The sequence below is a fragment of the Leptospira haakeii genome (assembly GCF_002812045.1).
Taxonomy (GTDB): Bacteria; Spirochaetota; Leptospiria; order Leptospirales; family Leptospiraceae; genus Leptospira_B; species Leptospira_B haakeii.
In genome coordinates this window covers 1-9641 of the sequence record NZ_NPEG01000026.1, presented here as the reverse complement: position 1 = coordinate 9641, position 9641 = coordinate 1, and the positions used below count along the sequence as shown (strand labels likewise).

Genomic DNA, 9641 nt, shown 5'->3' with positions numbered 1-9641 from the left:
AAATATACATATTTGATCTCGTCTTTACTAAAATACCCAGAAGACAAAACCCTATTTTTATAGTATTGCTTATACAAAAACTTATCATCAGTAATTAGAATTTCCAGTCTTGGACTAAAAAACCAAACAGTTACTCTTATAAGCACTGAGATAATTAAAAATAAAATTATAAAGATAACTACGTTGCCTTTTGTAAGGAAAATAGAAAGAAAGACGATGACAATTAATCTCGAGAATACAACGAGCGAATCTAAAAAAAAAGTTTGGGATCTAAATCTGTAACTTTTGTGCTTATTCATGCTCTATAAATAATAAAGAACTATCTTTAAAAAAATATACAATGATTTTTATATTTGTCTTAGAAAGTTAGAGAAATGAATCAAATTCCATTCTTCTCGCAGTAAACTCTGCGATCTTCCTACCCACTAATTTTTCCACCAAATATAAGGACATTAAAATCCCTCTGGAAACTCCGCCCGAGGTCAGAATATGCCCATGATCTATAAATTTTTCATGAACCACACTTTTGATCTTAGGGTAATTTTTACGTAGAGTTTCCTGGTCCATCCAATGAGTAGTCACTTCCATTCCGTCTAGAATTCCTGCCTCTGCGAGCAAAAACGCACCGGTACAGATGGAAGCTAAAATTTTTACCTTAGGTTCCATTTCTTTAATCCAATTAAGTAATATCTTATTATGGATCTCAATTTCTTCCGCTCCGTATCCTCCAGGGATAATTAAAATATCCGGAACGCCTGCTTCTTCTAACGTTAGATGAGGAAAAACCGGAAAACGATTTCTGGCATGTAGGAGTTCCTTCTTCTCCGCAACTATAGAAACTTTGAATAATTTCTCCTTATTTTCGTTCTCAGTGATAGAAAACACTTCGTAAGGACCGGAAAGATCCAAAACTTCCACCTCGTTGAATGCTAAAATATGAACGCTAATCTGCTCCATAATCCCTCTTTGTCACATTCTTAACTACAAATGGCTTAGGAAATAATTTCTTAAAAAAGTACTTGCTTATTTCAAATATATAACCATATGGTTATATAAAGTATGAATCATGCACTTAGTCAGTCTGCCAGATTGGATGCTACGTTTGCCGCCCTCTCGGATCCCACGAGAAGAGCGATCCTATCACGTTTAGCAAATGGAGAGGTTTCCGTAATGGATTTGGCAAAACCATTCTCTATGAGCCAACCCGCAATTTCCAAACATCTAAAGGTTTTGGAAAAAGCCGGGCTCATCACTGGGATCAAGGATGCCCAAAAAAGATTACGCAAATTAGAAGCCAAACCACTGGAAGAAGCGACTGAGTGGTTAGAAAACTATAGAAAATTCTGGGAAGGAAGATTCAATCAATTGGATTCACTTATAGAAGAATTAAAACTTTCTAAACGACCTTCCCCAAAACGTAAGAATAAAAAAGGAGAATAGAATGAGCAGCTTTGTTGGAACCCTAAAGGTAGAAGCTAAAGGAGACAGGGAAATCGTAATGACCCGCGAGTTTAATGCGGATAAAGATCTGGTATTTGACTGTTTTACAAAACCTGAATTAATCAAACGTTGGTTATACGGTCCGGATGGATGGAGCCTAGATATATGCACTGTAGATCTGAAAGTGGGTGGAAAATATAGATATGTTTGGAAATATCTAAAAGATGGTTCTACAATGGGAGCGGGAGGAACTTATAAAGAAATTTCAGGGCCTGACAAATTAGTTCAGACTGAATCTTTTGATGAAGCATGGTATCCCGGGGAAGCTTTGCTCACGACTACATTTGTGGAAAAATCCGGCAGAACATTTGTTACGATCAATATTCTATATGAAAGTAAAGAAGGAAGAGATACTGTAATCAAATCTCCAATGGAAGGCGGGGCTTCTCAAAGTTATAATCGTCTAGAAACTTTACTGAATACTCTAATGGAAACTTCAAAAGGAATTAATTAGTCATGAATGCAAAAACAATTTCTATCTTAAAAAGTATCGGAGCAGTATTTACGGGAATTTTAATCAATGTTATTCCTGCTATAGCAATCGATGCGGTATTACATATCACCAATTGTTATCCTCCAATGGGGGAAAGAATGTCTGATGGTTTATTCCTTCTTGCAAGCTCTTACCGTTTGGCTCTTGCGATCTTAGGAGGATTTTTCACTGCAAAATTTTCTCCTCATAGTCCGATTGGACACGTGATCACATTAGGTGTGATCGGTACTATCGCAAGCACTTTGGGCCATATACAAATGGGAGACCAAGGACCTGCTTGGTATTCTATCGGACTCATCGTAATTTCCATCCCCCTCTCCTTGCTGGGCGGATTTATATTCCTAAAACGTAAAGGATAAAAATATGCAAAAGGCAATTCCGTTTTTAATGTTCGATAAAGGTTTAGAAGAAGCACTCCAATTCTATTCAGGCATATTCAAAAATATGAAAATAGAAAATCTTACTAAACTAGGCGGAGAAATGGCTTCCGCTAAGTTTGAGATAGAAGGCCAAAAATTTTTGGCTTTCACTGGAGGTCCTCATTTCAAATTTACTGAGGCATTTTCCATATATATCAGTGCAGAAACCCAGGCAGAAATAGATGATCTGTATGAAAAACTTTCCGCCGGTGGGAGTAAACAACCATGCGGTTGGGTGAAAGATAAGTTCGGTCTATCTTGGCAGATTATCCCGCCCATCTTGGAAAAATATCTATATGATAAAAACCAAGAGAAGGCGCAGAGAGTTACCCAAGCTATGCTACAAATGTATAAGATAGAAATATCTAAACTGCAAGAAGCTTACGACAAAAATTGAGTTTTAAATCCGCCTGGGATCCGGAATTTCCGGGCGGATTTGTTTCGGGCTTAAGCGGATCTTTTGCTTAAGGAAACCGGAATACCGCTAAACGCCGCATTTCCGGAAAGTTCATCCAGAACCTGATCATCGGTTAGATCATTAATACTTGAACCGGCAAATTTAGAAGCAACTTGTAATGAAACTCCTTCCTTTGCATGCCCGAATCCATGAGGAATACTTACGACTCCCTTCATTATCTCATCCGTAATTTCTGCAGGTAACCGTATCCCACCAACTCTAGATTCTATGAGAACTTCCTCTTCTTCTTTAATTCCGAGCAAGTTTGCATCTTCCGGATGGATCATGAGGGTACATCTATCTTTTCCGGTCATTAGTTTTGGAAGATTATGCATCCATGAATTATTATTTCTTAAATGTCTTCTTCCTATCAATAAGAATTGCCCATTCTCTTTTTTGTCTTCGAGAAGTTTTTGCCCGTATTTTGCCAATCGATCCAAATCGGAAACTACTTCCTTAGGAACAAGTCGGATCATCTTGTCTTCTGTCCAAAGTCTTTCCGGAAAACAAGGTTTCAGCGCACCAAGATCCACTCCATGGGGACTGTTTTTCAGAAGTTCCAAACTCATTCCGACGGAAGATCCTGATTTTTCTCCATAAGGTCCAGATTTTAACGCATGATCTATGATCGCGGAAGGATTGATCTTTGTTTTAATCAATTCTTTAGGAAGAGGTTTTTCGGATTTCAAAAGTTCTATTCTTTTGGTTAGATCCGAGAAAATTTCCCAATCGTGAAGCATTCCTTCTTCAGGTTCGAATGCTGGTTGATTATACCTGACAGTATTTCGTACCGCAAAAACATTAAACACTAAATCGTAATGATCATGTTCCAAGGCAGAACTTGGTGGAAGTATATAATGTGCATGTTTTGTGGTCTCATTCAGATAAAAGTCCACGCTTACCATAAATTCCAGACCTGAAACTGCCTTCTCCAATTGAGAACCGTTTGGCGTAGATAAAATAGGATTTCCTGCAGAAGTAACAAGTGCCTTGACTTGGCCTTGGCCAGGAGTCAAAATTTCTTCCGCAAGTGCTGCGACAGGTAATTCTTCATTAAATTCTGGTAAATCTCTGACTCTTGAACCGTAAGTATGAAAACTTCCTGGAGAACTTTTCATCACTCCCTTAGGATCTATCATGTCCACCGCAGGAAGTGTAAACATTGCACCTCCGACCGAATCCATATTTCCGGTTATACAATTAATTGAATTGATAAGCCATTGACAAAGCGCACCGAATGCCTGCGTAGAAACTCCAACTCGACCATAACATACTGCGCCATTCGCTTTTGAAAATTCGAGTGCGATCCTCTCTACTGTTTCTGCGGAAATTCCGGTCAGCTTTTCGGTTTCAATCGCAGGATATTGTGCAGCAATCGATTTTAACTTTAGTAAATCTTCTTCTTTAATTAGAGAATTTTTCTTTGTTAAGTTTTTCTTAAATAATACATCTATAATGGAAAGAAGGAAGAATGCATCAGTTCCTGGCAGAATAAAATGGTGCTCGTCGGCATGAACTGCAGTTTCAGTTTTTCTCGGATCTATAACTACGTATTTTCCACCTCTCTCCTGGATCTCTTTTAGTCTCTTTTTTACATCCGGAACAGTCATTAAACTTCCGTTAGATGCAAATGGATTTCCTCCTAGGATCAAAAAGAAATTGGTTCTGTCTATATCGGGGATTGGGACAAGCAGTTGGTGACCGAACATCCAATAAGAAAGTAATTGGTGAGGAAGTTGGTCCACAGAAGTTGCAGAATAATTATTCTTAGTCCTGAGTCTTCCTATAAATCTTTGCCCAAATAACATGGAACCGTAATTATGAACGCTTGGGTTTCCGCTATATACTGCGATCGAATCGTTACCGTACTCATTTTGGATTTTTACAAGTTTTGTAGCGATATCAGTGAGAGCTGTGACCCAGTCTACTTTCTCCCATCCGTTCTCAGTTCGTTTTAAAGGGAATTTAAGTCTGTCAGGGTCCTCGTATAAATTTTTAAGCTCGGGCCCTTTCGCACATAGGTGGCCTCGACTAAACTTATCCTCTTTATCCCCTCTTATTGCGACTACTACATCATCTTCTATTTCTAGCCTGAGTCCGCACATAGCTTCGCATAAAGTACATGATCTATAATGTTGGCGTACCATTTCCTGCCCCTGTCCCAGGAAGGAGTTATCTCCTATCCGAAATCAGAAAGCAAGCATTTACGATATTAGAAGCAGTTTATATGATTGGAAGGTCGAACTATTTCAATAGTTTGTTCAAATAAGGAACCAGATGTTTGGAAAGTATCTTATGGCCTTCTGCAGTGGGATGAATCCCATCGTCTTGGTTCAGCCTTCTGTCTCCGGCAACTCCTTCCAGTAAGAATGGCATAAACTCTGTTTTTTCTTTCTTAGCAACTCTAGGAAATAGAGCTGCAAATTCTTTTGCGTATTGGGGTCCCATATTCGGAAGTGTTCTCATTCCGATTAACAGAATTTTAATAGAAGGATATTTTAACCTGGCTTCTCGGATAATCCTTGTTAAATTTTCCTCAGTCATCTTTGTAGGAAGTCCTCTCAAAGAATCGTTTGCTCCGAGTTCCAAAACGAATACATCATATTTTGTATTCAAAACCCAGTCTAGTCTTGCAAGTCCACCTGAAGTAGTATCCCCACTCACACCTGCATTTACATATCCCAAATCCGGATATTTTTTTTGAAGTTCAACGTATGCTAAGTGAACAAAGGATTCTTCAGGTCCGTTCAAACCATAACCAGCAGTCAAACTGTCCCCGAAGAATAGGATCTTTTTACCGTTTGTTTTTGTTTCCATCTTAGGGGAGACCTTTGGCTCTTGTTCGGATCCTTCTTTATTGCAAGAAACAGCAAAGGAAAAGAGTACTAAAATACTGAAAAATCCATAATACGATAAACGGCTCATTTTTTCTCCTATCTCCAATCCGACCCTTCTAGTCCAAGCAAGGTCCCAAAAACCGACTGCTTCAAGTTCTGCTTTACGAATATGCAACCGATTGGGATCTAGTAAGTATGTTCAAACGGTTACTAGTTGCGGGCGTTTCTTCTGCTTGCTTACTCTTTTTATTCTTTTGGTTGGGCCAATTCAGAAGTGAACTCCAAGCCCAGGAAATCCAAGAAGGAATGCTTCGTCAAGCTGAGGAGATTACTTCTAAACTCAGCCCGGAAGAATTAGTAGGACAGGTAATCCATGTTGCGATCCCTGGAACCGTTTTAGATCCGATCGCTAAAAAAGAAATCGAGACGATCAAGCCTGGTGGAGTGATCTTATTCGGAAGAAACTTAGGCTCCAAATCAGATATCAAATCTTTGAACAAGGATCTGCAAACAAGTGCGTTAGAAAACACAGGATTACCATTACTCATCTCAGTAGACCAAGAAGGTGGAAGAGTGATCCGAGTTAAGGACGGAGTGACTCAATTTCCTGGTGCAATGGCGCTCGGCCAAACCAAGGACAAGGACATGGCCAAAAAAGTAGGCTTTGTCACTTCTTACCAATTGAGAAAATTGGGACTGAACTTCTTATTCGCGCCTGATATGGATATCAATAATAATCCATTTAATCCGGTCATCAATACCAGATCCTTAGGAAGTAATTTAGAAACTGTATTAAACGCAGGAGTTTCTTATGAAGAAGGAGCAAGACTTGGCGGTTCAATTCCTGTAATCAAACATTTCCCTGGTCATGGTGATACCAATGTGGATAGTCATTTAGGACTTCCTAAAATAGAAAAAACATTAGAAGAACTTAAAAGTTTCGAACTTATTCCATTCCAAACTGCTATCCAAAATGGAGCGGATGCAATCATGAGTGCGCATATAGTGTATCCGAAGATTGATCCGAACTTTCCTGCTACACTTTCTTCTAAAATTCTAGGGGATTTACTTCGCAAAGAATTCCAATACCAAGGGCTTATCATTACTGATGCAATGGAAATGGACGCGATAGACGAACATTATCAAAAAGAAGATCCTGGTGTACTCGCATTGATTGCAGGAGCAGATATTATACTAATGACTAGCTGGGGTCCAACCACTCAATCTATGAGAGACCAGATCTTGCAGGCATATAAAAAAGGAACCTTAGTACGAGAAGGAAAAGATCTTTTAAAAGAAGCAGTCAAAAGACAAATTTACTATAAGCTAAAATACGGGATCATTACCGAATTTGCAGACGCGTCCAAAAACGGAAGAGCCAGTTCGATCTTCCCGAAAGAACTTCCTGAAGTTTTAAAAAATCATTTTGTCGAACAGGATAAAAATAGAGAAAATTTATTCTCTCAATATTACCAAGAAACTCTTAACAGAGATGTTAGCAGAAAGGCGATCGTTTCCTTTCCTAAAACATTCCTTCCCGAAAATGTATCTATCGAAAATACGGTTTTTTATTTAAAGGGAGAAGAATTTCTTTCCGACCTAAAATCCCGTAATATTTCTAATTCCGACTTGGCTAATCTTCGTAAAAAATTGGAAAAGAAAGAAGTAAAACGTGCAGTTTTGAATTCATTCACCCAAACTGAATTGGATTTGGCTCTTTCTATTGCTCAAAAATTTCCGGAAGCGGAGATCGTTTGCCTTCATTATGGAACTCCATTCTTGGATCTACCGGATGCTACAAACCTGAAAATATTATTCTCTTTTTCTCCTACCCCAGAATCCAAAAAGGCATTATTGTATTCCGTGCTGGATAGAAAAAACGAGATCCCTCTTGTAGATCTGATCTTAAAACCGAATCCTAAAAAAACTTCTGCGTCCACGGAAACGGAAGAAGACTCGGTAACCAAAAATACAAAATAATTTGGAAACAAATCTCCCGGTCATACAGAAAACAAACAGACCGGGAATTTATGTACATTATCCATTTTGCGTTCACAAATGTAGCTATTGTGATTTTTATTCGGAAGGGATAGGATTGGAACCTTCTCCTTTGGAAGGAGATCTATTTTCCAAATATAAAGAAGAAGTTTTACTAAGACTTAAAAATTTTCCCAACTATCGCGACCTTGTTTTTGATAGTCTATTTTTCGGCGGTGGAACTCCTTCTAAAGCATCTTATACACGATATGCTGATTTTATAAAATTCTTGAAAGATAATCTGAATCTTTCTCCGAATTCTGAGATTACATTGGAATGTAACCCTGAGGATGTGACTCCGGAATATCTCCAAGGACTGTATGAAGCAGGTATAAACAGAGTTCATGTCGGCATTCAGTCCTTTCTTCCCAGAAATCTAAAATTTTTAGATAGGTATTTCGATCCGGAAACGTATACCAGAACCTTAGAAGCATTAAAAACTTCTAAAATACAGAATTATGGTGCAGATCTGATGTTCGGAGTTCCTGGACAGACTGAAAAAGAATTTTACGAAGATGCAAATTCAGTTTTAGCTTCCGGAGTTTCTCATATCAGCATTTACGCCCTCACAGTAGAAAAAGGAACCGAATACAGCAGAAAAGTTTCTGCGGGAACTGTCGCACCACCTTCTGAAGAAGTGCAGGAAAAAATCCTACAAGATCTGCCAGATTTTTTGAGATCTAAAGGATTCGAGCAGTATGAGGTCTCCAACTATTCCAAGCCCGGACTTTTTTCTCGCCATAATATGAAATATTGGACTTACGAATATTATTTAGGGATCGGACCAGGGGCACATGGATTTTTACCTTCAGGTAGGTATTCAAACCCAAGAAATACCTCTGCTTATATCAACGGGAAAGGAAAAAATCCAATCTCCTACGAAACTTCCGACCCATTTGAAGAAATACTAATTTCACTTTTTAGAATATTCCTTCCGATCGATCTGAAAGATTTTTTCAATTATTTTCCCGATAAAAAAGATGCCATCCTTTCTAAGCTCAAACAAAAAGCCTCTGAAGGAAAATGTACGCTTGAAGGGACCATTTTCCAATGGAATCCTCGTTCGGTTCTATTCTTGGATTCAGAAATCCTAGATCTGGCGGACCAAGAACTTAATCCACTTTAAACTTTTCGATCAATTTAGAAAGTTGTTCCGCTAACATCTGGGTCTCACCCGAGAATGTAGTAAGATCATCCGCACCACCAGCAATCTCTTGAGTCCCTTCCGAAATGCTGATAATCGTTTTAGTGATCTCATTCGTAGCATTTTTCTGTTCGATAACAGCTTCTTCTATCTGTATACTGAAAGAAGTTAAAGTATTGGAACTCGTTTGGATCTTGCCAGTATTTGTCTCTTGTTCTTTTACAGAGACTAATACCTTATTAGCAGAGATCTCGAATTCATTCACACTTTGTTTCAACTTTTTTAATATTTGAGAAGCTTCTTCCACTTTGGAGTTACCGTTCATCACGGCATCGTTTGTAGATTCTACAAGTTCACCGATTTCCTGCACGGAACTAGAAGTTTGGGAAGCAAGTTTACCGATCTCTTCCGCAACTACTGCAAATCCTTTTCCCGCTTCTCCAGCCCTAGCTGCTTCTATCGCTGCGTTTAATGCGAGAAGGTTCGTTTTTTCGGAAATTTCAGTGATGATAGATAAAATTTCAGTAATCCTAGAGGCGCTTTCCCCTATCTCACCCATTGCATTCGTGGAAGCAAACATTGCGTTCTCACCTGTCACAGCCTGTCTTTTGGATTCTACGGCAAGATTAACTAATCCCTGCATCTCTTGGTTGATACTTACGATCTGTTCTTTCAAACGCATCGAGTTTCCGTCTATCTCTTTGGTATTCTCCACTGCTCTTTGCATGGACTTACCAACGTTTTGGGCAGAAGC

At 38.8% G+C, this 9641-nt stretch carries 10 protein-coding genes; 6 read left to right on the top strand and 4 right to left on the bottom strand.

Features of this window, described 5'->3' with window-relative positions:
- Window positions 1-366: 366 nt before the first annotated feature.
- The gene (locus CH377_RS19340; RefSeq protein WP_100725370.1) at window positions 367-957 is read right to left on the bottom strand and encodes a DJ-1/PfpI family protein; all 591 of its coding nucleotides are present in this window, start codon (window positions 955-957) and stop codon (window positions 367-369) included.
- Window positions 958-1059: 102 nt separating this feature from the next.
- Between CH377_RS19340 and CH377_RS19335 the strand changes: the two genes are divergently transcribed.
- The 4 genes from CH377_RS19335 to CH377_RS19320 are packed head-to-tail and all read left to right on the top strand — an operon-like array spanning window position 1060 to window position 2809.
- On the top strand, window positions 1060-1440 hold the full coding sequence (locus tag CH377_RS19335) for an ArsR/SmtB family transcription factor (RefSeq protein WP_100725369.1): 381 nt from the start codon (window positions 1060-1062) through the stop codon (window positions 1438-1440).
- 1 nt (window position 1441) lies between these two features.
- Window positions 1442-1954, top strand: coding sequence for an SRPBCC family protein (locus CH377_RS19330; RefSeq protein ID WP_100725368.1), 513 nt, complete (start codon window positions 1442-1444; stop codon window positions 1952-1954).
- A 2-nt stretch (window positions 1955-1956) separates the two neighbouring features.
- Window positions 1957-2352 carry a hypothetical protein gene (locus CH377_RS19325; protein WP_100725367.1) on the top strand — a complete coding sequence of 132 codons (396 nt, stop codon included), beginning with the start codon at window positions 1957-1959 and terminating at the stop codon, window positions 2350-2352.
- A gap of 4 nt (window positions 2353-2356) precedes the next feature.
- Window positions 2357-2809: a VOC family protein gene (locus CH377_RS19320; RefSeq protein WP_100725366.1), complete on the top strand. Its 453-nt coding sequence runs from the start codon at window positions 2357-2359 to the stop codon at window positions 2807-2809.
- Between the two features lie 50 nt (window positions 2810-2859).
- Here the strand turns inward: CH377_RS19320 and CH377_RS19315 are convergent, their stop codons facing one another.
- Both CH377_RS19315 and CH377_RS19310 read right to left on the bottom strand, forming a co-directional pair.
- Window positions 2860-4974, bottom strand: coding sequence for a molybdopterin-dependent oxidoreductase (locus CH377_RS19315; protein WP_423789942.1), 2115 nt, complete (start codon window positions 4972-4974; stop codon window positions 2860-2862).
- Window positions 4975-5113: 139 nt separating this feature from the next.
- Entirely contained in the window at window positions 5114-5794 is a 681-nt protein-coding gene (locus CH377_RS19310) for an arylesterase (protein WP_100725371.1), read from the bottom strand.
- A gap of 107 nt (window positions 5795-5901) precedes the next feature.
- On the opposite strand from CH377_RS19310, the gene CH377_RS19305 reads away from it, so the two are divergent.
- Together CH377_RS19305 and hemW are read left to right on the top strand one after the other, a co-directional pair.
- The gene (locus tag CH377_RS19305; RefSeq protein WP_100725364.1) at window positions 5902-7686 is read left to right on the top strand and encodes a glycoside hydrolase family 3 protein; all 1785 of its coding nucleotides are present in this window, start codon (window positions 5902-5904) and stop codon (window positions 7684-7686) included.
- Between the two features lies 1 nt (window position 7687).
- On the top strand, window positions 7688-8869 hold the full coding sequence (gene hemW / locus CH377_RS19300; RefSeq protein ID WP_100725363.1) for a radical SAM family heme chaperone HemW: 1182 nt from the start codon (window positions 7688-7690) through the stop codon (window positions 8867-8869).
- On the opposite strand, the gene CH377_RS19295 is transcribed toward hemW, so the two are convergent.
- A partial coding sequence (locus tag CH377_RS19295; protein WP_244283719.1) for a methyl-accepting chemotaxis protein occupies window positions 8856-9641 on the bottom strand: 786 nt, incomplete at its 5' end. The two genes, hemW and CH377_RS19295, sit on opposite strands and share 14 nt — an antisense overlap.